Genomic DNA, 22,645 nt, shown 5'->3' with positions numbered 1-22,645 from the left:
GAGATGGTTCCATGGCACGCGGTGTGAACAAAGTAATTTTGGTTGGTAATTTAGGACAAGATCCTGAAGTTCGTTACATGCCTAATGGCAATGGTGTAGCAAATATTACCTTAGCAACGTCAGACAGCTATAAAGACAAAAACACTGGCCAAATGGTTGATAAAACTGAATGGCACCGTGTAGTATTTTTTGGCAAGCTAGCTGAAATTGTTGGTGAGTACTGCCGTAAAGGCTCGCAAATTTACGTTGAAGGTAAACTTCAAACACGTAAATGGACCGACCAACAAGGCCAAGAAAAATACACAACAGAAATCGTTGTTGATGGCTTTACGGGTCAAATGCAAATGCTAGGCGCTCGCGGTGGCGATCAGCAAGGTGGTGGTTATCAAGGTAATCAAGGCGGCCAACAAGGTGGCGGTTACCAAAATAATCAACAAGGCGGTGGCTATGGTCAAAACAACCAAGCTCAAAACAGCCAGCAAGGTGGTTATGCACCACAGCAACAAGCTGCACCAGCACAACGCCCAGCTGCAGCACCTGCTCCACAGCAAAATAACCAATACCAACAATCAAACAACAGTGGCTTTGCTCCTGGGCAAAGTAATGCGCCACAGCAGCAAGGTGGTTTTGCACCTAAGCCGCAAAACGCCCCTCAGGGCGGTGCATCAAATCCTATGGAACCAACAATAGATTTTGATGACGACATTCCGTTTTGACCTAAGACAAAAATAAGAATGTTGAAAAATAATATTAAAAGCCGCTATTTAGCGGCTTTTTTGTAACAACACGTTTTAGTACAAAAGGTGCAGTGTCTATCTACCATTTAACGCCTTAAAGTCACTCAAAACGCGCTATTAGCGCTTTTTTATAGGCTAAAAATTGAATGGCACATATAACTAAAAAGCAGCCTGAGTAAGTTACTAACTGAGCAATTGGCTCGGGGCGAACAAAATATTCATGTAACAGCGCCCCAATTAACGTACCCGCCAATAAAACATACGCAACATAGGTAAACAGTGCTTTTTGCTTTTCATTTTTAATAAACAAAAGAGCAAGCATCATTAAACCCACTACCAACTCCAGTAAACCAACGCTATACATATAAATTTTAGCGTTAACGGGCAGTACCTGCGCAAAGTAGCTAAAGGTTTTAACGCTTACTTGCGCTGCTAATAACTTTGGCAGGGCAAACTTAAACATAAAAAGCGCGCTGGCTAAATTTAAAAGATTACTAAATAAGTTTTTCATGAAAGCTTATGCCTTAATAAAGCAGCCGTAAGGTAATAAACGCCACGGCTGCAATTTAAATGGTTACACAACAGTGCCGCGAATAGGGTAGTTATTTTGCTCTTTAATAAACTTTAAGCCTCTTACAACCACGTCTAACTCAGGGCGTAAATACGGGGCATTAGAAATATTTACAGCTTGCAATATCCCTTGCTCATTTACGACAAACATAGCGGGCTCTGCAAAGTTGTGATCGGTTTCTTGCTCAGAGCGAGATGAGGAAATATACAGCCCAAGTTGTTTCATTTGCTGCTGTGTTAATCCATACGCAATAGGAAAGCTAATCGCGAGCGTGTCCATACTTTGTGTTAGCTGTGCGCGGGTATCTGCAGAAACGGCACAAACGCTTACGCTAAGTGCCTTTAATGCGGGTAATTGCGCTTCTAGTAAATTTAAGTAACGCATACAAAGCGGGCAATGCTTGCCTCTGTATACCACGAGCATTTGCCACTCGGCGCCACCGTGCGGCTTACTTAGATCTGCGGTTGTATCATCGAGCAAGTGTGCGGTAACTGTTGGAAATGAATTACCGGCTATTAATTTAAATGACTCTGACATAAAAACCTCTTTTATACTGATTGTGAATGATTTTTTTTAACAAATAAGTACAGCGCAGTGAGAGCACATAAGCCGATACAGCTAATAAAAATATTGCGTGTGCCTCCGGGGATATATTCAACAAACGATGTTAGAAATTGCCCAGAAAAAACAGCCATTGTGAAATAAGAGAGGTTACGACCGCGAACAGAGGCTGCGCTACGCTCTACGGTCATATGGTTTAATAGTGGGATGCTAAAACCAAAGCCAATACCGCTAAACACAGCGCCTATTACCAATAACGCTGTACCCGTTTGTAAAAAGAAAGCAAATGATGCCCCATAGCCTATAAATGCCAGCGCAAGTACTTTTTGCTCGCCCATTTTTTTAGTTAACTGAGGCATAAAATGTGCCCCAACAACAGCCACTAACGAGATGAAAGAGAGTAAAAAACCTACTTGTTCTTCATTATAATTTTGCGCATGCATTGTGCTGGGTAGTAAAACAATTGCGCTAAAAAACGTGATCATTGCAAGCACAGCCAGCGAATACACATGCTTAAGAGATAAGCCTTTATTTGATATTACGTGCTCTTGTGTTGCTTGTGCCTCTTGTGCTTGAGGGTGATTACGCGGCACAAAAAGTAGCAACATGGCTAAAAATACCCAAGAAATAAGGTACAACGATAATGGTAAAGCCCAATGCTGCACAGCAAGTAGGCCACCTATAAATAGAAATATAACGCCACCGAGCTCTATTGCCATACCTTGCTTAGCAAGCATGCCTAGGCGCGCTTTACCAAAGTACCACTGTGATATTAAAACGGTACAACCGGCCATAACAATTGAGGTAACACCGCCAAGCAAAATACGGTTAGCAAAAACCAACAACGGCCCTTGTAACCAATACACGCTTGCACCTAAAAAGCCGTATAAAAATAAGCCAATAATTAATGAACGGTAAGCGCCATATTTATCAATTAATTTACCTGCAATAGGCGCAAATATAACAGCCCCTAAAGCCGGTAAGGTCACTAAAAATACCGCACTGTCAGCAACATTTAGGGCTGTAGATATACTGATTAAACCAGGTGCAACCAATGCACCCACCATGATTGTTAAGCAAGCTATACACAGCAAAGTGTAGCTTCCTGCATTATTGAGTTTATTCATAAGTATTCTCTGTTTTTAAATGGGGCAACTAAGGGGGACTTACGCTTAGTTGCAAGGAGTTAATGGCGGTTATTTTTTTGCGAGAGAGTTAAAAGCAGCGCTGATGGTAATTAACACTACACTAAGGACGACTACGCCAGGCCACTGGTACAAAGCAAAGGCTTTCACACCAATAATTGAGCCAAATGCGCCACCTAAGTAGTAGCCAAGCATGTAAACACCATTAATACGGCTTTGTGCGCTTGGGTCTATGCTAAATACGCGGACTTGATTGGCTACTTGTGCGCTAAAAATAGCGAAGTCGATTAAAATAATACCGATAATTAGGGCTATTAGGTTTCCTAAAAAAACGCCTGTAATAGCAAAACCAATTGCGGCAAGTGTGAGTACTATCATGACTAATTTTTTAGAGCCCAACGCATTGACCCACTTACCCGAAGACTTAGCCCCTATTACGCCAGCTAATGCGATGATGCCAAATAATCCGGCCTCTTGGGCACTGTAGTTAAAAGGTGCATCACTGACATAAATAGCTAAAGTAGCCCAAAGTACATTAAAAGCAGCAAACCAAAGCGCGCCAGTTAAAGTAAACACTTGTAGTGGTTTGTGCTGTTTAAATAACGCCACTGTACTTTTAAGTAGCGGCCAGTAACGTAAGCTAATTTGTGGTTTATTTAGGGGTAAAAAGAGCTTAAGTAGTACACCAAATAGCGCAGCTAATATTGCAGACATAACAAATACACCACGCCAACCAAAGTGCTCTCCTATAAAACCGCTTAACGTGCGTGAAAGTAAAATACCAATGGTTAGACCCATCATTAAGGTGCCCAATGTAGCCCCTTTATTTTCAGCAGATACAAGTGATGCCGCAAAAGGGATTAATTGCTGGGTAATGTTGGCACTTACCCCTATTAAAAATACCGACATTAATAACAGCGGTAAGTTAGGTGTAAATACGGCAAAGCTACATGCAATAACCAGTAAGCCCGATAAAATGCTTATTAAGCGACGACGCGCAATAGAATCCCCCAGCGGCGAAATAAACAATAGGGCAAAAGCGTAACCAAACTGAGTAAATGCGGGAATGCTACCAAGTTGTGAATCCGTTAAATTAAACTCGTTACCAATCAGAGGTAAAATTGGCTGGCTGTAATATAGGTTTGCAGCGGTTGCTGCAATGGCGGTTGTCATCAACAATAAAATAAAGCGACTTAACGAGGCGCTTTGCGTTACCTGGGTCATTTTGCTCTCCAACATTAAAAGGTAGGCGAATGATAGAGGGAGATGCTTGATGTTAGAAATGTTTAAATTTGATGGAATCTATACAAATAACGTATAGTTGCTGCTATACCTCTCACACAGAGCAAATTTGAGTCACACATGGATATAAAAATATTAAAAAGTTTTATTGCAGTGGCTAAGCACCTGAGCTTTTCAGAAGCGGCTCAAGAGCTACATACAGTTCAACCCGCTATAAGTCGCCATATTTCTTCGTTAGAAGAGCAGCTAGGTGTTAGCTTGTTTACCCGTAACTCTCGGGAGGTGTCGATCACGCAAGCCGGAGAGCAGTTAGTTAAAGATGCCACGGCAATTTTAGCGCTTACAGAGCGGGCTAAAAATAAGGTTAAACTGGTCGATAGCGGGCAGTTAGGCTCGCTGAGTATTGCGTATTTAAGCTCTGCGTGTTTAACATTTTTGGCCAAATTAATCCGAACGTATAAGTCGCAGTTTCCTAATGTTCACGTTACTTTGCTAGAAATGACCGCGACCGAGCAAATAGAGGCCCTTAAAAACGAACGGGTAGATGTCGCGTTTTCTCGGCCGTTACCAAGCACCATAGCCGATGAGTTTATAAGTGAAACTATGTACGTTGACCGCCTCGTAGCGGTGGTCAACAAAAATCATCCCTTTGCATCGGCGCAAACTATTGATTTGAAAACCCTTAAAAATGAGCCATTTATTCTTTTTAATCGCGACGAAGCCTTAGGGTTGTTTGATGAAATTATTACTCGTTGCAAGCGCGCTGGCTTTTCACCTAACATTATTAGTCAGCCAAGGCATATGCAAACCTTAGTAACAGAGGTTGCCGCTGGTTTAGGGCTAGCTATAGCGCCTTATTGTGTAAGTAAATTATATAGCGAGGGTTGCCATTTTATAGAGTTAGAAAAGGTCGACACACAAATTTATTTGCAGCTGCAATACAAGCAAATTAACAGCAGCGCTACCACGCAAGCGTTTGTAGAAATGGCACTTAATGCCCAAGCAGAGATTCAGCTTAGCATGCGTAATTGAGTTGGCTTTATAAAAGCGCTTTTAGCTAACTTATGCACTGCAATAATTAGCGAGGCGTAAATGCGCAAAAACGCAAAAACACCTTTGTAATTTACATCTCATTTGATTGATTTGTAACTAATTAACATCTACTCTAGTGGTACTAATTACTTCAAGCAACTATGAGAAACATGAAAGCCATTATTTTATTTTTATTTCTTGTTTTTCAATTTGCCAGTTTGCCGGTAAGCGCTCAACCGGATTCTAAAATTACCAATGTCTTATTTATAAATTCTACAAACCAACATATGCCTTGGCATAAAAGTGTTGAAGAGGGCTTAAATAGCGAGCTATCAACACGGACTTTTGACTATGAGCTTTTTGTTGAAAACATTGATGTAGGGCGCTTTGATGAGGCCACTCAAACGCAATTAATGAGCGACTACCTTAAGCAAAAATATAAAAATAAGCACATTGATATAATTGTCACGCAATCCCCCTCAGCTGCCACGTTAATATCGCAATTGAATGATTTTTTTACTAGCACACCAAAAATTTATTTAGAACCTGGCGAACAGTTTAGGCTGCCGGCAAACACTAATAGTGCCTCAATGCAGGCTAAGTTAGACTACAAGCAAGCAACCGCCAGCGCGGTTAATTTAATGAAACCTAAAAGGCTCATAGTCATCTTAGATACTAAAAATGAAATAGGTATAAACTTTTATACAGGGCTGTTCAATATTATCAGCCAAGATTTTTCGTATTTAGAGATTGAGCAATGGTTTGATCTTCCGGCTGCTGAACTGATGAAAAAAGTAAAAAATGTGCCTTCAGACGCCATTATTTTGTTTACCCCTATATTTAGAAATTACGAAAATAAGTCGATTAGCCCGTATCAGCTCGTCAGCTTACTCGCTCAGCACAGTAACGCCCCCATTTTTAGCTACTGGGAAGTTTTATTGGGCTCAGGTGTAGTGGGTGGTTATGTTTTATCAGGTGAGAAAATAGGTAAACGCGTGGGTGAAGCTATTATTTCTTACAGTGAAAATAACGTGTTACCTACTATAAGCGATGAAAATTTAAGTGTTCATAAATACGATTGGCGACAGCTAAAAAAATATAATGTTGCCCCGCAAAGCCTGCCAGAAAAATCGATTATTGCTTATTACAAGCCGAGTTACTTTGAACAAAATAAAGTGTTAATTTACAGCGCCGCCATTACTATTTTTGTATTGAGCGCTTTTTTAGTGTTTGTATTACGATTAAACCGCCGCCGCATTCAGCTTGTAAACGCGCTTGATGAAGAAAAGCTACGACTTGAATCGCGTGTAGAGCAACGCACCAAAGAGCTATTACAAGCTAAAGAAGAAGCAGAGCAACTTACCTCGTCAAAATCTGAATTTTTAGCCAATATGAGTCACGAGATCAGAACCCCAATGAGTGGCATTATAGGGCTGACAAATATTTTATTGGGCAAAAACTTACCTGAAGAAGATAAACAGTATTTAGAAAAAATAAAGTACTCGTCAGATCAATTGCTTGTGGTTATTAATGATATTTTAGATTTTTCAAAAATCGAGTCAGGAAATATCAAACTCGAGGCCTTTGCATTTTCGTTAAACGCGGTTGTCGATTATATAACGACTACATTTGAAAATAGGGCGCGGAGTAAAGGTATTGCGTTTGAGATTAATATTAGCGATAACGTGAAACATAACTTAGTTGGCGATGTGGTGCGTATAAACCAAGTATTAATTAACTTGTGCTCTAACGCTATTAAGTTTACCTCTAATGGAGCTGTTTCGGTGCAAATAGACGCAGAAGAAGCCCCCAATGACACCAAAAGTACTGTTTTACGCTTTAGTGTTAAAGACACTGGCATTGGTATTGATGCAAAAAGCTTACCTAACTTGTTTGAATCATTTACTCAGGCCGACAGCTCTACAACCCGAAAATACGGGGGAACTGGGTTAGGTTTAGCCATTAGTAAACGTTTATGCCAAGCAATGGGTGGCGATATTTCTGTAAGCAGTACGCAAGGTGAAGGCAGTGAGTTTATTGCTACCATAAACGTTGAGGTAAACACCCAAGCATTAATAGAAGACAGCCCACAGTTATCATTTGCTGAACCATTTGATGTATTACTAATAGATGATAACGAAGATGATTTAAGCTTAATTAAAAGTCAGCTTAGTGCAATGGGGCTGCGTTGTACGCCCTGCAAGCAGGCAAGTGATGCAATAGAGATAATTAAAGAAAATATAAACACTTATAAAATTATTATTGTTGATTGTGAAATGCCGACCATGAGCAGTGAAACGTTTTTTACCCGCATTTACAAAGTAAACCCACAGCTTTGCAACAATATTATTGTACTTACAGCAAGCAAAAACGACGCAATTTACGACATAGCTAAAAAAATAAACATTAAAACTATTTTGCATAAGCCTGTGCTTACCAGCGTATTATTTGAAGCGATGAAAAGCAAAGTGGTTAGCCCTTCTACAAGTAATACCCATAAACCTGCCACCGAAAAGCCACTGCAAGGGGTAAAAATACTCGTTGTGGAAGATAACGCCATAAACAGGTTAATTGTATCCGATATATTAGCCGCCAGTGGGGCGCAAGTGCACGTAGTAGAAAATGGTTTAGAATGCATACAAACCGTAAAATTAAAATCGTATGATATTATTTTAATGGATATTCATATGCCCATTATGGACGGTGTAGAAGCGACTAAAGTAATACGCAGTGATAGCAATACTGCGCTTGCCTCTATGCCTATCATTGCGTTAACTGCAAACGTAATGAAAGATGATATTACTCACTACCTATCTATTGGTATGAATGCACATGTTGCTAAACCAATAAAAGCTAAAACATTACGCGATACAATACTTAATTGCTTAAATAAATAAACTTATCAATTACCTACCTTTAATAGCAGGCTTTAACGCCTGCAACGTTAAAAAACCAAACGCAAAATTTATATAAATAGGGTTTGACTCACACCTTTTAATATGTGAAATTTCATATATTCGTTTTTTCATATATATTTAGTTCACTATAGAACTACAAGGTTAAGGATTATGAGTAAATCAATTGAACACGAGCTACCTAATTTAGAACTTTCACAAAGCACTCCGCCTACCGTTAAGGATTTCACGCTAACGTTTTCATCTCATAAACCTAAAATCTTATTGTTATACGGATCGCTAAGAGCTCGCTCATATAGCAAGTTAGTTATAGAAGAAAGTGCACGCTTGCTAACCCACTTTGGTGCTGAGGTTAAAATATTTAACCCTGAAGGTTTACCCATAACAGATAGTGAAGATGAGACGCACCCTAAGGTGCAAGAGCTACGTGATTTAATGCTCTGGTCTGAAGGGCAAGTATGGTGCTCGCCGGAGCGACACGGTGCTATGACGAGTGTATTTAAAAACCAGATTGATTGGGTTCCATTAAACCTGGGTGGCGTAAGACCTACACAAGGAAAAACGCTGGCTGTGCTGCAGATTTGTGGTGGTTCGCAGTCATTTAATGTGGTTAATCAGTTACGCGTATTAGGGCGCTGGATGCGCATGGTAACAATACCTAATCAGTCATCGGTGCCTAAAGCGTTTTTAGAATTTGAAGAGAATGGCCGAATGAAGCCTTCCGCTTTTTACAATCGAATTGTGGATGTAATGGAAGAGCTCGTAAAATTTACCTTATTAATGCGCGACCAAAAAGATTACTTTGTTGATAGATACTCTGAGCGAGTAGAAACAGCAGAGCAGCTCAGTAAACGCGTAAATCAAAAAGACATTTAGGAGGTTACTGTGGGGTTATTTGAACGCTTTTTATCGGTGTGGGTTGCGCTGGCAATCGCGGTAGGGATTGTCGCCGGTTACACCGTACCCGATGTATTTAGTGTTGTTGCAAGCTTAGAATATGCACATGTTAATATTGTCATCGCTGTACTCATTTGGTTTATGATTTACCCAATGATGGTGCAAATTGACTTCTCTTCTATTAAAGATGTAGGCAAAAAGCCTAAAGGCTTAGTACTGACAGTTGTTATCAACTGGCTCATAAAGCCCTTTACCATGGCCTTACTAGGGTGGTTATTTTTTAAATGCATTTTTGCAGACTTTGTCGACCCACAAACGGCAACAGAATACATAGCCGGTATGATTTTATTAGGAGTAGCACCATGTACTGCAATGGTGTTTGTGTGGAGTCAATTAACAAAAGGTGATGCTAATTACACGTTAGTGCAGGTATCTATCAACGATATTATTATGATATTTGCCTTTGCGCCCATAGCAGGTTTATTACTAGGGGTAACAGACATAACGGTACCGTGGGACACGTTATTACTCTCGGTGGTTTTGTATGTACTTATTCCATTAATAGCAGGCGCTATTACCCGCAAAAAGTTAGATAAAGGTGAAGATCACACACGGTTAAATCACTTTTTAAAGGTAATGAAACCGTATTCTATAATTGGCTTACTGGCAACGGTGGCACTTTTGTTTGGTTTTCAGTCTCAAACATTAATAGATAACCCAGAAGCCATTGTATTGATTGCTATTCCGCTGCTTATTCAAACGTACGGTATTTTTGCAATAGCCTATATAGCCGCAAAAAAAATGGGCCTAGCTCATAATATTGCAGCTCCAGCTTGCATGATTGCAACTTCTAACTTTTTTGAACTCGCTGTTGCCGTAGCCATTTCATTATTTGGTTTACACTCTGGTGCTGCGCTTGCCACCGTTGTGGGCGTTCTTGTTGAAGTACCTGTTATGCTTAGCTTGGTTTATTTTGCTAATAAAACGCGTCATTGGTTTAACTAGGAGAGTGTCATGGTCGTTATTCATCATAACCCTGATTGTGGTACTTCGCGCAATGTATTGCAGATTATTAAAGCCGCTGGCTATAACCCCACGGTTATTGAATACCTTAAAGAGGGCTGGACAAAACCTCAATTGTTAGCGTTATTTGCCGCAGCAAACTTAACACCAAAAACAGCGTTGAGAGTGAGTAAATCGCCTGCTGAAGAGCTAGGCTTGTTAAATGAAAATGTAACAGATGAAGCTATTTTAGAGGCCATGCTTGAGCACCCTATACTGGTTAATAGACCTATAGTGTGCACCGAAAAAGGGGTTAAGCTATGTCGCCCTAGTGAGCAAGTTTTAACGCTATTAGCACAATGGCCTAAAGGTGAGCTATACAAAGAAGACGGCGAAATGATATTAAACGCGCAGGGCGAGCAACCCTAAAAGTAATAAACTATTTGCCAAAACCCCGTTTACACGGGTTTTTTTTGTTTAGCAAAATTATAAACATTTAAACTTGCTTTGCCTGCTTGTGCTAATGACTATTTTGAACAACACTTTAAATAGTCGCGTTGCCACAGAGAGCACTATGCATAAAGCCTTAATAAAAATTGCTGAGCAAAAAAAAATAATTTACTTAACCAGTTTCACGCTGGTGGTAATTATTTTTAATGTGCTTTTAAATGATACGCTCCATAAAAAAATTCATAAAAATGGTCAGCAGTTAACGCAGCAAATTTTTGAGCTGCAAATTAATGCCAATGCCGATAAAGAAATAGTGCAGGCATTGGTGCAAAGTAAGGGCTTTATGCTGGCTGCACACTCAAATGCCGAACACTTCAAATACTTAGTTGATATACAGCACGATGTATTTAGCTATAAAACGCTCAGCATAAGTTTATACCACTGGCCTGCCTGGGTGGAGCAAGCCTACTTATTTTTATTATTAAATATCATTATATTAGGTGCCACTAGTTGGTGGGTTAGATGGTGGAAAGTATTAGTAAAAAAACCGGCAGCGAACCTGCCATTGCCTTACAGCAAAACTAAAGCAGCAAAAAAACTTTCTACGCAAATCACCACATTAAACTGCGAAGTAAAGTCTATGTACGGTGTTAGTGCAGCGCGTCATAGCTTATTTGCCATAGTGAAATGTGATTGTGTGTTTGATGAAAATACCGATACCCAAGCAAGCTTTAAGGTATTGATAGCAAAATATTTTAAAGAGCTTCCTGCAGTATCAGTTAATGTATTTGATGCTAACAACCTTGCTATTACTTTAAATAATATCCCTGTAGCAAAGCTAGATACATACAGTGAAAGCCTACACGAATGCGTTTATCAAATTTGTAAGCGTTATCGAAGCACAGTAACACGTAAAAACATAAAGGTTGGTTTGTGCGATTATCGATATGCGGCTGAGCAACCCGTTATTTTTAAACTCGCTAAATCGGCCTTAGTATTTTCAGAAAAAAGCTTAATTCAGCACTGGCATAGGCTCGCGTTACAGCACGAGCAAGGGAACTTAATTTCAAGTAAGCAGGTTATTGAAAATATTAAAAAGAATAAATTTATCTTGTTCTTTCAACCGTTATTTATGATCACCAGCGGCGATATTGTACAACATGAAGTGCTAATAAGAATTAGGCAGCAACCGCACGGTTTATTAGCTGCACGTTACTTTATTAATCAAGACTTTAACAATCACCAAGCATTTGAGTTAGATAAAGCGGTGCTACTTCAAGTTAAAAAGCTTATTTTAGCTGAGCCCAGTGCTCTAACGGTAAGCGTTAATTTGCATATAAGTAATTGGTTTAACGAGCAGTTTTGGAACTGGTTTGTCACCAATATGAAAGATTTTACGACAAAGCGAAAGTTACAGTTTGAAATTAGCGAAGCAGACTTTATTAAGTACCAAGCGCAACTAGCAGGTGCCTTTGAAAAACTTACAGCCCTACAAAGTTTGCTGGTGATTGATAATGTACAGAATGTGGAGCACATTAACCAAATTGCTTCTCAAAAATTAGTTAGCGGTATAAAACTAGGGTATCCGCTTGTTCATAATGTGGATGAAAAAACACAACAGCAAAAACAAGTTAAAAACATTGTGGCGCAAAGCAAGTTGCTCAATATACCTGTGTACGCGGTGGGTGTAGAAACCCAAAAAGAGCTACTTATGTTGGCTAAACTAGGCGTAGTTGCCGCACAAGGTTTTTACTTTTCTGAGCCCTTGCAGGAATACACACATGCCACGTTTTACTAAGGGCAGTTAATCCTTTTAAGCTAAGCGTAGCCAAAAGGGCCACTCTAGCAGCGGTTGTAGAGCTCACTAGGTTACACATTGCACCGTGGTTAAACTGGCCTTAAGTAAGCATGTTTTAATGCCCAGAGGTTAATAGCCCTAGATCAGGCTACGGTATTTTAGCCCATTGAGCCCCTGTAAACCGCCTGTATGAATCGCCATTATATGACTACCAGCAGCAAAGTAATCTTGCTCGATAAGTTGCCATAGTGCATACATCATTTTACCGCTGTATATAGGCTCAAGAGGTAAGTTATGTTGCTGCTGCATGCGTTGGCAAAACTGCCATAAGTCATTACTAAATTTGCCATAACCGCCATCATGAAACTCAGTAAGTAGCTGCCAATTGGATTGCTGAGCTGCTTTTTTACTGAGTGCTGTAATTTCATTGTTCAAGTACTCGGCTTGTTTTAATACCGCAATTCCTAATAGCTGTGTGGCCTCATAGCTACCTTCAATTAAGCCTGCAAGAGTTCCTCCACTTCCTGTGGGACATACTAAGTAATCATGTTTTGGTAAGCTTTTAGCAAGCTCAGCACACCCAGGCAGGGCATATGTATTACTTCCACCTTCTGGGATTATATAGGCTTGTGTAAAGCGTGCTTGCAACTGAGCTAAATAATCTAGGTCATGGCGCTGCTTATATTCAATACGAGTAACCGCATGTAAATCCATTGCACACTGTTTAGCAAATTGCAGGGTGGGGTTTTGAGTATCTAAGTGTGGCCCTCTAATTATGGCGTGGGTTTTTATATTAAATAGTTTACCCGCCCCTGCACAGGCGTGAACATGATTAGAAAAAGCCCCCCCAAAGGTGAGTAGTTGTGTTTTATTAAGGGCTTGCATTTGCTGTAAATTATATTTTAGCTTACGCCATTTATTACCACTTATTAGCGGGTGAAGTAAGTCATCTCTTTTTATACTTAACCGTATGTTTCTCTTTTTTAGACAGTCGCTATCTATTTGTTGTATTGGACTTTCTTTTTCAATATTAAATAAGTTAAGCATTATTTCTCGCGTTTAAACTTGCAAACTAACAATCTTGTACGACACTTAATTAATCTCTTATTAACAATAGTAGCTATATGAAAAAAAAGCTGTTTTCGTTGTTATCTTGGTTAAATCGCAGTTTAGACTCAAGCACTGCGATTGGTATTGCTACTTATGCAGATACAGTAAACGCGGTGTGTTTAAAAAAAAATCAAGGGCAGTGGTACGTACATAACTCACACAGTGTGAATGTAGAGGACCAAACGGATTATACAGTCGCTATTGCAACTTGCACAAATGAAGTTTGCGCTGAGGTGTGCCCTGTAAATTTAGTGGTTCCTCATTATTTTTATCAAATAGTGCAAATGGATAAACCCATGCTGAGTGACGAAGAGATCATTCAATCCCTACCATGGACAACAAAAGACTTAGTTGATATTCCACCAGAGAACATTGTTGCCGACTTTATCGATTACCCCATTATTCAGCCTATGCAAAGCAGTAAAATGAATGTGTTTCTTACTAATAAACTACAGTTACTGCCTTTTATTGATAGCTTTTCAAAAATAAAGCCTGTGCTCAGAGCAATGACCTCGGAAGAAATGATTTTAGTGACCTTGTTTGGCGAAGACAAAAGCGCGCACATGCTTATAGTGCAACATGCAGGGCATGAGCCGCGTATTTTAATTATTCGTGATGGTCAGCTTTTATTAGCTAGGCGTTTAAACGGATTTTTAGGCATTTCAGATAAAGAGCGTACACACGGTTTGGTTGAAGCCTTAGGGCTTGAGATCCAACGATCAATGGATTTTTTTGAAAGCCAACTAAAACAGCCTCCTATTAGAAGCATTCAGCTGCATTGCGATGATTTATCGTCTTTAACGTTAAGGGCAGGCCTTGCAGAGTTTTTGCAAGTAAAGGTTGTTGATTTTAAACCTAATATAGATTTAGCACAGGAGCTCGAACCAAGCTTTTATTACGCATTAGGCGCAGCGTATCAATTAACCGATCCGGATTCAGTGCTATGAAAACACGGATTAATTTTTACCAAAAGGCCATTAGGGTTAGACGCGACCCCGTGCCTTTTAAGGGAATGCTGTTGCTGTGGCTAGGTACATTGCTAGTGGTTGCATTAACTTGGTTGTTTTATTTATACGAAGAGCACAATAGCCAGCAATTACTTACACAAAGCCAAGCTTATCTAAAGCAAACGCAGCAGCAATTAAACGTGGTAAAGCAGCGATTAGCTGATAAACAAAATAAATCGCATTTGATAGATGAGCTAAAAGTACTGCAACAAGAAATTTTGCATAAACAGCAGGTGTTTGATTATTTAGAAAACACATCCATGCACACGAAGACGGATTATGCCGATGTAATGCGCGATTTGGCAGCGTACCACGAACCGCAAATTTGGCTTGATCAGATAAAATTTGAAGGCCAAAAAGTAATGCTCAAAGGGCGTACTCAGCAAGCCAAATTTTTACCTATTTGGCTTGCTAATCTCAAGCATTCGAGCTTTTTTAAAGGGAAGGAGTTTTCAGTGCTGGAGCTGTCGAGCAGTGATGGCGTGAGCGAGTTTAATGTGGCTACAGAACTTAGTTCAAGTGAGGTAGCACAATGAATGAGCAAAATGAAAATAAAGGCTGGCCATTATTTGTTAAATACCAAGCACAATTTGCGGCATTACAGCAGCGGGAAAAGTATTCTGTACTGTTTGTTGGCTTATTTCTTATTGTTTATTTAGGTTTATGGTTTGTGGTGTTTCCACAGCAAGATGCAGTAAATAGTTTACGCGTGGAACAAAATACATTGTGGCAAAAACTCAATCACAATGAAGCACAGCTCTCTATGCTTACCCAGGCATTAGAGCATGACTACACAAAAGTACTTAGAAATCAGGTAGGGCAAACCCAGCGCGAGCTAGAAGATATAAATAATAAGTTAAGCACGTTTAGCCAAGGCTTTATTTCAGCAAACAAAGTACCTGCTGTATTAAAGGATTTATTAGTAAATACCCCCGATGTGCAAGTGGTTGGCTTTAGAGTAAACCCAGCAAAAGCAATTGATGTAGAAAAACTTGGTGAGCACGATACGCAAACCTTGTTTTTCGAACACCAAATGGTGGTTACTTTGCAGGGGCGTTATTTTAGCTTACAGCAGTATTTAGAAGGCCTTAAAGCTAGCCAACAAAAGTTGTTAATACAGCAGTTTAACTATCAGGTGCAAACATACCCTAATGCAGAGTTAACATTACAAATCGCAACGGTGAGTGCCAATGAAAAATTTATCGCTTTATAGTTTGTGTGTATGTTGCATGTGTTTTTTTTCTGTTAGTTCAGCTGAAATACTGCGCGACCCCACTCAGCCAAGCAATGCACCAATACTAAAAGGCGCTGCAGTTAGCAATGCAGCGCTGTCGTTACAGTCAATTATTAAAACCGAAAAGCAATACAAAGCGATTATTTCTAAGCAGTTGTATAAGCCAGGAGATGTAATAGGTGAATTTCGGGTGCTAACAATAAACGCCAATTCAGTGTTGTTAGCGAATGATGATAAGCAAATAAAATTAGAATTATACGACTATGAAATTAAAAAATAATATAACAAAGCCATGGCTTGCGCTTATTTTAATACCGCCTTTTTTAACGGCGTGCCATAGTTTTAAGCCCGGAAAAGAGATTCAGCCACATATAGCACAAGAGCTTGCTCCTGTAAGCAAAAACGCTAAAAGTGTTGCCCCGGTAGAGGTGAGTAGCGCGCTTACACAAAGCTTACTTTCGTCACTTAATAGCGAGCAAAGTTTAACAAATGAGTTAGCTGTAAAGCGTTTTGATGTAGCCGCAAAAGAGGTAGAAATAAGCTCATTTTTTAATGGATTAACTGCTGATACTCCATACAGCGTGGCAGTACACCCACAAGTGAGCGGAGTTATTTCTTTAAATTTAAAAAACGTAACGTTTGAAGAAGTTATAGCTGTTATTAAACGCATGTACCCGTTAGATATTGTCCAAGAAGGTCGTATTGTGCAGGTGTTGCCAGCGGTCATGCGCACAGAAACTATACCGGTTAATTATTTAATGATGCAGCGCCATGGGCAATCAACGGTAAGTGTTGTTGCTGGTGGAGTGAGCCAGTTTTCACAAAACAACTCAAGTTCAAATTCAAGCTCAAACAGTAGTAATAATTCGAGCCAAAATATTCAGTTTGGCAGCGATAATCAAAATACCGAGCTAAATGGCTCTCGCATCCAAACAATTAACCAAAACGACTTTTGGAAGGAGCTTGAAGTTGCTCTTAAATCGCTTATTGGTTCAAACGATGGCCGTTATGTGGTTGCCAGCCCACAGGCAAGCTTGGTTACGGTTAATGCATTACCAAGTGAAATAAACCAGTTAAAAGACTTTTTACGTCAAAGCCAAGAAAACCTTCAGCGACAAGTTATTCTTGAGGCTAAAATTGTCGAAATAACCTTAAAAGATGAATACCAACAAGGGGTTAACTGGGAGCGAATTTCTAGAGGGTTAGAAGGTGGGGTGTCGTTTGCAACTACAGCAGGCAGCATAGGTAATTCTATTTCAGCTACTTTAGGAGGGGTTTCCTCGTTAACGATTGAAAAAGGCGACTTTAGCGGCGTAATTAGTTTGCTTGAAACGCAGGGCGACCTGCAAATGCTTTCTAACCCGCGTGTAACTGCAACAAACAATCAAAAAGCCGTGATTAAAGTGGGGCAAGATGAGTACTTTGTTACTAACGTTTCGAGCACAACAGTAACGGGCACCTCAACGACTACGTCACCAGAAATAGATTTAACTCCGTTTTTTTCGGGAATTGCCTTAGATGTCACTCCACAAATTGATAAGTATGGCTCAGTTATTTTGCACGTTCACCCGTCGGTAACCGAAACAGAAGAGCAGCTCAAGGTGATTACTTTAGATGATCAGCGTTTTGAGTTGCCGCTTGCGCAAAGCAATATTCGCGAATCTGACACGGTGATCCGCGCCCAAAGTGGTGAAATAGTCGTAATTGGCGGGCTAATGCAAACCACCACAGAAGATGAAGAATCGAAAACACCCATTTTGGGCGATGTGCCAATATTAGGTAATTTGTTTAAAAGTATTAGTAAGCGCCAAGAGAAAAAAGAGCTCGTTATTTTAATCAAGCCAACGGTGGTGATGCCCGACACGTGGAAAAAGCAACAAGCTCACAGCCGCGCGCTGTTAAATACATGGTATGAGAACTAACTATGTATTTGAGCTTTTTTAATTTAAGTGAAATGCCTTTCACCTTAACCCCAAACACCGAGTTTTTTTGTGCACTTGAGCCGCACCACGAAGCGATGCAAGTACTTACCACAGCGCTAGAAATGGGGGAGGGATTTATAAAAGTAACAGGAGAAGTAGGGACAGGCAAAACCTTACTATGCAGAAAACTTTTAAATCAAATTGAAGAAGACTACTTTGTGGCTTATTTACCTAATTCTTATTTAAGCCCTGAAGAATTACGTTGGGCTATTGCTGTAGAACTTGGCATGGAGGTAGATAAAAGCCTAGATCAACAATCGTTAAGCCAGCAAATAAACCATTACTTATTAGAGCTGCAAGAAGATAACGAACGGGTTGTACTACTAATAGATGAAGCGCAGTGCCTGAGTTGGGATACACTTGAGGCGCTTCGATTATTTACAAACCTAGAAACCGAAACCGAAAAGCTTATTCAGGTGGTGCTATTTGGCCAACCTGAATTAGATGAAAAACTTGCCAATAGTAAAGTGAGGCAACTACGCCAGCGGATCAGCTTTTCCTACTCATTGCGTGCAATGACCGCCAGTGAAGTTATTTATTATATTAATCACCGTTTACAGGTGGCAGGCTTTAATCAGCCACCCCTATTTACGAATCGTTTAGGATTAAAAATAGCGCGTGCGAGTCGAGGAATTCCCCGTTTGGTCAATATTTTATGCCATAAAGTTTTACTGCAGGCATACGGTGAAGGCCTTAATAAAGTAACACCGCGCCATATACATCTTGCCATTGCAGACACCGAAGATTGCAAAAAGCACCATGCTAACCATTACTGGGCTTACAGCTTATTAGCTATTAGTGTTTTTGTTATTGCAGTTATGTGGGTATGGAGGCAATGGTTATGAGTGTTATTAATAACATGCTAAAAAATATCGACCAGCGCCAAACTGCACAGCGTAATCAGCAAAGTGGCGGGGTCGATATTCCCCCTGTACGCGACTACCACGATGTATTATTTAAAGTGCTGAGTGTTTTATTAGCGATTGTACTAATTTTTACAGCCTACCTTTATTTACCTTTTGCACAGGCACCACAAGCGAGTAAGGACACGGCTGAAAAAGCATATGCGGTTAATAATAACAGTCAGCCGATTGAAATTGCACAAGCTAAAATTACCCCCGTAATTAAGCCCTTAAAACAATTAAGCGAAGAAAACACTGGCGCTAAAGCAGCTCATATTAATGCAGATACGCAAAAAGAGCTGGCGCAGGTACAAAGCAATAACGCATTGCTTAATCAGCCAAAAGACGAAGTAATACAGCTACACGCTGCAGACAAAGCTGCGCTACTGAGCAAAAAAGCAAGCCCCACAGAAGCAAACGTTAAAGTAGCCACTAGCACAGAAATAAATGCCCCAGTTGAAGCAAAAAGCAGTGCACCAGTAAAAAGCATTACACAGGCTGAGCAGCCGCCCGCTGAAAATAAATTAGTAAAAACTGCCAGTGTTAAGCAAAGCAAAGCCCAGCGTATAGCACTGCAATTAAAGCGTGCTAAACAAGCGTTGGAATTTGCTTTATATGATGATGCGATTAACGATTTAACCGCTATTTTACAAACACAACCTGAGCATATAGAAGCGCGTAATTTACTCGCGGCAACGTATTTTCAGCAACAAGATGTACTTATGGCTCAGCAGTTATTAGTTGCTGGCATAAAAATAAACCCTGAGATTGTGCAGTGGCGTGTAATGCTCAGTAAAATTTTAATTATGCAACAAGAGTACGAAGGCGTACTTAAACTGCTCATAGCCAAACTTGAGCCGCAAGCAAACTTGGAGTTTTGGGTATTAAAAGGCACTGCAGCACAAAATGCGCAGCAACATCAAATAGCGCTTGCGAGTTTTACACAGCTTACACAGCTTCAGCCTCAGCAGGCTAAGTGGTGGCTGGCGTTAGCTACTTCAAAAGATGCGTTGGGGGAATTTGCTGATGCAAAGCACCTTTATAAAGTTGCCCTAGATTTAGGCGGTTTAAATGCCGCAATGACGCAACATGCACTACAGCGCTTAGTCGCATTGAAGGAGGCTGTATGAGACCCAGTTTAAAAATGCGCTTAGGGGACTTACTCGTTCATGAGCAAATGATCACCGAAGCGCAGCTAAGCGAAGCACTCAATGTGCAAGCTGCGTCAGGGCGAAAGTTAGGGGCTACATTAATTGCGCTTGAGTTTATAAGTGAGCCGCAATTATTGCGCTTTTTAGCTCAACAATTACAAATACCGTTTTTAGATATTTCGCAGCGCAAAATATCTTCAGATGTATCTAAATTACTTTCAGAGGTTTATGCCAGGCGCTACCGAGCATTAGTAATAGAAGATAACGGTGATTCTGTGTTAGTTGGAATGAGTGACCCCGCTGATTTGAGAGCATTGGATCAGTTAGCGCCAATGCTAGCCCCTAAGCGAATTGAGCTTGCTGTTGTGCAAGAAAGCCAGCTTATGGCAGCGTTTGATAATGTGTACCGCCGAACAGAAGATATTACTAACTTTGCTGAAAAGCTACACGAAGAATACGAAGACGTAGAAGAGTTTGATCTTAATTCCTTAGCAGATGAAACCTCTGACGCCACCGTAGTAAAACTACTGCAATCTATATTTGAAGATGCAGTACAAGTACGTGCCTCAGATATCCACATAGAACCCGATGAAAGGCTATTACGCATTCGCCAACGAGTTGATGGTGTATTGCAAGAGCACACATTAAACCAAGTAAAAATAGCCTCTGCTTTAGTACTTAGGCTAAAGCTTATGTCGGGGTTAGATATATCGGAGAAGCGGTTACCGCAAGATGGCCGTTTTAATATAAAAGTGCACGCGCACAGCATTGATGTACGTTTATCGACAATGCCTGTGCAATATGGCGAGTCAGTTGTGATGCGGTTGCTCGACCAATCTGCAGGGCTGTTATCGTTAGATGAAACGGGCATGCCGGTGCATATTTTAAAACGCCTGCGCAGCATTATAAAACGCCCTCATGGCATGGTGTTAGTGACTGGGCCTACCGGTTCAGGAAAAACGACCACATTGTATGGCGCTTTAAGTGAGCTTAATCAACAAGAAAGTAAAATTATTACCGTAGAAGATCCGGTTGAATACCGCATTGGACGGGTAAACCAGGTGCAAATAAACAACAAAATAGGCTTAAGTTTTGCCAGTGTATTAAGAACCACGTTACGCCAAGACCCCGATATTATTATGGTTGGCGAAATGCGTGACCAAGAAACCGTTGATATAGGGCTAAGGGCTGCATTAACAGGCCATTTAGTGCTTTCTACGTTACATACCAACGATGCCATATCAAGCGCAATGCGCTTAATTGATATGGGAGCACCCGCTTATCTAGTTGCAAGCTCACTACGCGCTATTATTGCTCAGCGCTTAGTTAGGCGTATTTGCAATGAATGTAAAACACCGTATCACCCAGATAAACAAGAACAAAGCTGGCTTACCTATTTAGGCGAAGATATTAGCAGCACACAGTTTTGGCGAGGCCAAGGCTGCACAGCATGTAGCCATAGCGGCTACAAAGGCAGGGTGGGGATTTTTGAGCTGTTAGAAATGAACGACGCTATGATGGATGCCCTGCGTATTAACGACACACAGCGCTTTGCCGAAGCGGCTAAAAATAGCGCTAATTTTGCACCGCTTTCTTATATGGCTTTAACGTATGCAAAGCAAGGCATTACCTCGTTAGATGAGGTATTTAAAGTGGCTGAATATGTACCTGAAGTGGTAGGTGATGACGATGCAGCTTTATAGTTACAAAGCCAAAGACGCAAAAGGTGCGCTGGTTAAAGGGCGTGTTGAGGCAAATAATGAGGCCGGTGTGGCCGATAGCTTATTAAAGCGCCAGTACATACCTATTTCAATTTCGTTAGTTGAAACAAAAAACAATATAAAGTTATTCGATAACTTATTTAGCGAAAAAATAACCCTTGATGACATGATCATGTTTTCACGGCAAATGTATTCTTTACTTAAAGCCGGTATCCCCATTATTAGGGCAATGATAGGGCTTGCTGATACCACGCAAAATAAAGAGTTTAAAAGTGTATTGCTTGAGGTAACACGCCAGCTCGAACAAGGCCGTGAACTATCTAGTGCGTTAGCTATACACAACAAGGTGTTTAGCCGCTTAACTATCTCTATGGTTAAAGTCGGAGAAGGGTCGGGACGATTAGAAGATGCGTTTTATCAGCTGGCTATTTACTTTGAAAAAGAGCAAGAGACTCGTAAGCGCATAAAAGCCGCTATGCGTTACCCCACTTTTGTTATTTTGGCGCTTTTAGTTGCGATGATCATATTAAATATTTTTGTGATCCCAACCTTTGCCAGCATGTTCGAAAAGTTTGATGCAGAGCTGCCTTTAATGACCCAGATCCTCATTGGCACCAGTAACTTTTTTGTCAATTATTGGTGGCTGCTAGCGCTAATGTTAGTGGGGGGAGTGGTTGCATGGCGTCGGTATTTAAATACGTCGGCTGGGCGCTTTAAGTGGGATCACCACAAACTCAAAATTCCATTTGTAGGCGATATTTTAAAACGCACCTTACTTGGCCGTTATAGCCAAAGTTTAGCCATGGTGCTGCGCTCGGGCGTCCCTATGACGACAGGGCTGTCGTTAACGGCCCATGCAGTTGATAACAGCTACATGGAAAAAGCCATTATCACCATGCGCCAAGATATCGAAAAAGGCGACAGTTTGTTGCGGGCTTCACGAAGTAGCGAGCTATTTTCACAGTTGGTACTGCAAATGGTGGCAGTGGGTGAAGAAACTGGTCGCGTAGATGAGCTACTACAAGAAGCGGCTGATTTTTACGAACGAGAAGTCGATTACGATTTACGCAGTTTAACCGCAAAAATAGAGCCCATTTTGACGGTGTTTGTTGCCATTATGGTGCTTATTTTAGCACTCGGTATTTTTATGCCGATGTGGAACATGATGTCGGCTATTAAAGGGTAGCC

The 22,645-nt window shown here is 40.6% G+C and carries 21 protein-coding genes; 16 read left to right on the top strand and 5 right to left on the bottom strand.

Annotated features, from left to right (window positions below):
- Positions 1-11: 11 nt before the first annotated feature.
- Positions 12-716 carry a single-stranded DNA-binding protein gene (ssb, locus tag OIZ54_RS08445; protein WP_024032519.1) on the top strand — a complete coding sequence of 235 codons (705 nt, stop codon included), beginning with the start codon at positions 12-14 and terminating at the stop codon, positions 714-716.
- Positions 717-837: 121 nt separating this feature from the next.
- Here the strand turns inward: ssb and OIZ54_RS08440 are convergent, their stop codons facing one another.
- The 4 genes from OIZ54_RS08440 to OIZ54_RS08425 form a co-directional block, all read right to left on the bottom strand.
- Positions 838-1,248 (bottom strand): hypothetical protein, encoded by a 411-nt coding sequence (locus OIZ54_RS08440; protein ID WP_029773082.1) that lies wholly within the window; start codon positions 1,246-1,248, stop codon positions 838-840.
- 63 nt (positions 1,249-1,311) lie between these two features.
- On the bottom strand, positions 1,312-1,845 hold the full coding sequence (locus tag OIZ54_RS08435) for a redoxin domain-containing protein (protein WP_264390173.1): 534 nt from the start codon (positions 1,843-1,845) through the stop codon (positions 1,312-1,314).
- Between the two features lie 11 nt (positions 1,846-1,856).
- The gene (locus OIZ54_RS08430; RefSeq protein ID WP_024032516.1) at positions 1,857-2,996 is read right to left on the bottom strand and encodes an MFS transporter; all 1,140 of its coding nucleotides are present in this window, start codon (positions 2,994-2,996) and stop codon (positions 1,857-1,859) included.
- A 69-nt stretch (positions 2,997-3,065) separates the two neighbouring features.
- Positions 3,066-4,238, bottom strand: a complete 1,173-nt coding sequence (locus tag OIZ54_RS08425; RefSeq protein WP_264390172.1) for an MFS transporter — start codon at positions 4,236-4,238, stop codon at positions 3,066-3,068.
- Between the two features lie 138 nt (positions 4,239-4,376).
- On the opposite strand from OIZ54_RS08425, the gene OIZ54_RS08420 reads away from it, so the two are divergent.
- The 6 genes from OIZ54_RS08420 (at position 4,377) to OIZ54_RS08395 (ending at position 12,350) form a co-directional block, all read left to right on the top strand.
- On the top strand, positions 4,377-5,288 hold the full coding sequence (locus OIZ54_RS08420; RefSeq protein ID WP_264390171.1) for a LysR family transcriptional regulator: 912 nt from the start codon (positions 4,377-4,379) through the stop codon (positions 5,286-5,288).
- 170 nt (positions 5,289-5,458) lie between these two features.
- The gene (locus OIZ54_RS08415) at positions 5,459-8,185 is read left to right on the top strand and encodes a response regulator (RefSeq protein WP_264390170.1); all 2,727 of its coding nucleotides are present in this window, start codon (positions 5,459-5,461) and stop codon (positions 8,183-8,185) included.
- 171 nt (positions 8,186-8,356) lie between these two features.
- Positions 8,357-9,079 carry an arsenical resistance protein ArsH gene (gene arsH, locus OIZ54_RS08410; protein WP_264390169.1) on the top strand — a complete coding sequence of 241 codons (723 nt, stop codon included), beginning with the start codon at positions 8,357-8,359 and terminating at the stop codon, positions 9,077-9,079.
- A gap of 9 nt (positions 9,080-9,088) precedes the next feature.
- Positions 9,089-10,105 (top strand): ACR3 family arsenite efflux transporter, encoded by a 1,017-nt coding sequence (arsB, locus tag OIZ54_RS08405; protein ID WP_264390168.1) that lies wholly within the window; start codon positions 9,089-9,091, stop codon positions 10,103-10,105.
- Between the two features lie 9 nt (positions 10,106-10,114).
- On the top strand, positions 10,115-10,531 hold the full coding sequence (gene arsC / locus OIZ54_RS08400; protein ID WP_054982914.1) for an arsenate reductase (glutaredoxin): 417 nt from the start codon (positions 10,115-10,117) through the stop codon (positions 10,529-10,531).
- Positions 10,532-10,676: 145 nt separating this feature from the next.
- Complete coding sequence (locus OIZ54_RS08395) at positions 10,677-12,350, top strand: EAL domain-containing protein (protein WP_264390167.1); 1,674 nt, start codon at positions 10,677-10,679, stop codon at positions 12,348-12,350.
- A gap of 138 nt (positions 12,351-12,488) precedes the next feature.
- On the opposite strand, the gene OIZ54_RS08390 is transcribed toward OIZ54_RS08395, so the two are convergent.
- Positions 12,489-13,397, bottom strand: a complete 909-nt coding sequence (locus OIZ54_RS08390) for a 1-aminocyclopropane-1-carboxylate deaminase/D-cysteine desulfhydrase (protein WP_264390166.1) — start codon at positions 13,395-13,397, stop codon at positions 12,489-12,491.
- Between the two features lie 77 nt (positions 13,398-13,474).
- Here OIZ54_RS08390 and OIZ54_RS08385 point away from each other — a divergent pair, with 77 nt between their 5' ends.
- Genes OIZ54_RS08385 through OIZ54_RS08345 form a run of 9 tightly spaced genes read left to right on the top strand, consistent with a single transcriptional unit; the run spans position 13,475 to position 22,643 of the window.
- Entirely contained in the window at positions 13,475-14,407 is a 933-nt protein-coding gene (locus tag OIZ54_RS08385) for an MSHA biogenesis protein MshI (protein ID WP_264390165.1), read from the top strand.
- The gene (locus OIZ54_RS08380; RefSeq protein WP_054982910.1) at positions 14,404-15,003 is read left to right on the top strand and encodes a PilN domain-containing protein; all 600 of its coding nucleotides are present in this window, start codon (positions 14,404-14,406) and stop codon (positions 15,001-15,003) included. Before OIZ54_RS08385 ends, OIZ54_RS08380 begins: the two co-directional genes overlap by 4 nt.
- Positions 15,000-15,680 carry an agglutinin biogenesis protein MshJ gene (locus OIZ54_RS08375; protein ID WP_264390164.1) on the top strand — a complete coding sequence of 227 codons (681 nt, stop codon included), beginning with the start codon at positions 15,000-15,002 and terminating at the stop codon, positions 15,678-15,680. The genes OIZ54_RS08380 and OIZ54_RS08375 overlap by 4 nt, the downstream gene beginning before the upstream one ends.
- Positions 15,658-15,981, top strand: a complete 324-nt coding sequence (locus tag OIZ54_RS08370; protein WP_264390163.1) for an agglutinin biogenesis protein MshK — start codon at positions 15,658-15,660, stop codon at positions 15,979-15,981. Before OIZ54_RS08375 ends, OIZ54_RS08370 begins: the two co-directional genes overlap by 23 nt.
- Entirely contained in the window at positions 15,965-17,623 is a 1,659-nt protein-coding gene (gene mshL / locus OIZ54_RS08365; protein ID WP_264390162.1) for a pilus (MSHA type) biogenesis protein MshL, read from the top strand. Before OIZ54_RS08370 ends, mshL begins: the two co-directional genes overlap by 17 nt.
- Before the next feature lie 2 nt (positions 17,624-17,625).
- Entirely contained in the window at positions 17,626-18,528 is a 903-nt protein-coding gene (locus OIZ54_RS08360; protein ID WP_096041078.1) for an ExeA family protein, read from the top strand.
- Positions 18,525-19,715 (top strand): tetratricopeptide repeat protein, encoded by a 1,191-nt coding sequence (locus OIZ54_RS08355; RefSeq protein ID WP_264390161.1) that lies wholly within the window; start codon positions 18,525-18,527, stop codon positions 19,713-19,715. The genes OIZ54_RS08360 and OIZ54_RS08355 overlap by 4 nt, the downstream gene beginning before the upstream one ends.
- Positions 19,712-21,439, top strand: coding sequence for a GspE/PulE family protein (locus OIZ54_RS08350; RefSeq protein WP_138611080.1), 1,728 nt, complete (start codon positions 19,712-19,714; stop codon positions 21,437-21,439). The genes OIZ54_RS08355 and OIZ54_RS08350 overlap by 4 nt, the downstream gene beginning before the upstream one ends.
- Entirely contained in the window at positions 21,426-22,643 is a 1,218-nt protein-coding gene (locus OIZ54_RS08345; RefSeq protein ID WP_096041080.1) for a type II secretion system F family protein, read from the top strand. The genes OIZ54_RS08350 and OIZ54_RS08345 overlap by 14 nt, the downstream gene beginning before the upstream one ends.
- Positions 22,644-22,645 lie beyond the last annotated feature (2 nt).

It is taken from the genome of Pseudoalteromonas sp. A3, assembly GCF_025942345.1.
GTDB classification, from domain to species: domain Bacteria; phylum Pseudomonadota; class Gammaproteobacteria; order Enterobacterales; family Alteromonadaceae; genus Pseudoalteromonas; species Pseudoalteromonas atlantica.
Note: the sequence above shows the minus strand (reverse complement) of the source record. Positions and strands in the feature narration are given on the sequence as shown.

Bases quoted from the DNA above. Each gene is read 5' to 3' on its own strand.
- OIZ54_RS08425 (WP_264390172.1), bottom strand. From the start codon at position 4,238: ATGACCCAGGTAACGCAAAGCGCCTCGTTAAGTCGCTTTATTTTATTG.
- OIZ54_RS08430 (WP_024032516.1), bottom strand. From the start codon at position 2,996: ATGAATAAACTCAATAATGCAGGAAGCTACACTTTGCTGTGTATAGCT.
- mshL (WP_264390162.1), top strand. From the start codon at position 15,965: ATGAAATTAAAAAATAATATAACAAAGCCATGGCTTGCGCTTATTTTA.
- OIZ54_RS08395 (WP_264390167.1), top strand. From the start codon at position 10,677: ATGCATAAAGCCTTAATAAAAATTGCTGAGCAAAAAAAAATAATTTAC.
- ssb (WP_024032519.1), top strand. From the start codon at position 12: ATGGCACGCGGTGTGAACAAAGTAATTTTGGTTGGTAATTTAGGACAA.
- OIZ54_RS08440 (WP_029773082.1), bottom strand. From the start codon at position 1,248: ATGAAAAACTTATTTAGTAATCTTTTAAATTTAGCCAGCGCGCTTTTT.
- OIZ54_RS08370 (WP_264390163.1), top strand. From the start codon at position 15,658: ATGAAAAATTTATCGCTTTATAGTTTGTGTGTATGTTGCATGTGTTTT.
- OIZ54_RS08435 (WP_264390173.1), bottom strand. From the start codon at position 1,845: ATGTCAGAGTCATTTAAATTAATAGCCGGTAATTCATTTCCAACAGTT.
- OIZ54_RS08375 (WP_264390164.1), top strand. From the start codon at position 15,000: ATGAATGAGCAAAATGAAAATAAAGGCTGGCCATTATTTGTTAAATAC.
- OIZ54_RS08385 (WP_264390165.1), top strand. From the start codon at position 13,475: ATGAAAAAAAAGCTGTTTTCGTTGTTATCTTGGTTAAATCGCAGTTTA.
- OIZ54_RS08345 (WP_096041080.1), top strand. From the start codon at position 21,426: ATGCAGCTTTATAGTTACAAAGCCAAAGACGCAAAAGGTGCGCTGGTT.
- OIZ54_RS08415 (WP_264390170.1), top strand. From the start codon at position 5,459: ATGAAAGCCATTATTTTATTTTTATTTCTTGTTTTTCAATTTGCCAGT.
- OIZ54_RS08420 (WP_264390171.1), top strand. From the start codon at position 4,377: ATGGATATAAAAATATTAAAAAGTTTTATTGCAGTGGCTAAGCACCTG.
- arsH (WP_264390169.1), top strand. From the start codon at position 8,357: ATGAGTAAATCAATTGAACACGAGCTACCTAATTTAGAACTTTCACAA.
- arsC (WP_054982914.1), top strand. From the start codon at position 10,115: ATGGTCGTTATTCATCATAACCCTGATTGTGGTACTTCGCGCAATGTA.
- OIZ54_RS08390 (WP_264390166.1), bottom strand. From the start codon at position 13,397: ATGCTTAACTTATTTAATATTGAAAAAGAAAGTCCAATACAACAAATA.
- OIZ54_RS08380 (WP_054982910.1), top strand. From the start codon at position 14,404: ATGAAAACACGGATTAATTTTTACCAAAAGGCCATTAGGGTTAGACGC.
- OIZ54_RS08350 (WP_138611080.1), top strand. From the start codon at position 19,712: ATGAGACCCAGTTTAAAAATGCGCTTAGGGGACTTACTCGTTCATGAG.
- OIZ54_RS08355 (WP_264390161.1), top strand. From the start codon at position 18,525: ATGAGTGTTATTAATAACATGCTAAAAAATATCGACCAGCGCCAAACT.
- OIZ54_RS08360 (WP_096041078.1), top strand. From the start codon at position 17,626: ATGTATTTGAGCTTTTTTAATTTAAGTGAAATGCCTTTCACCTTAACC.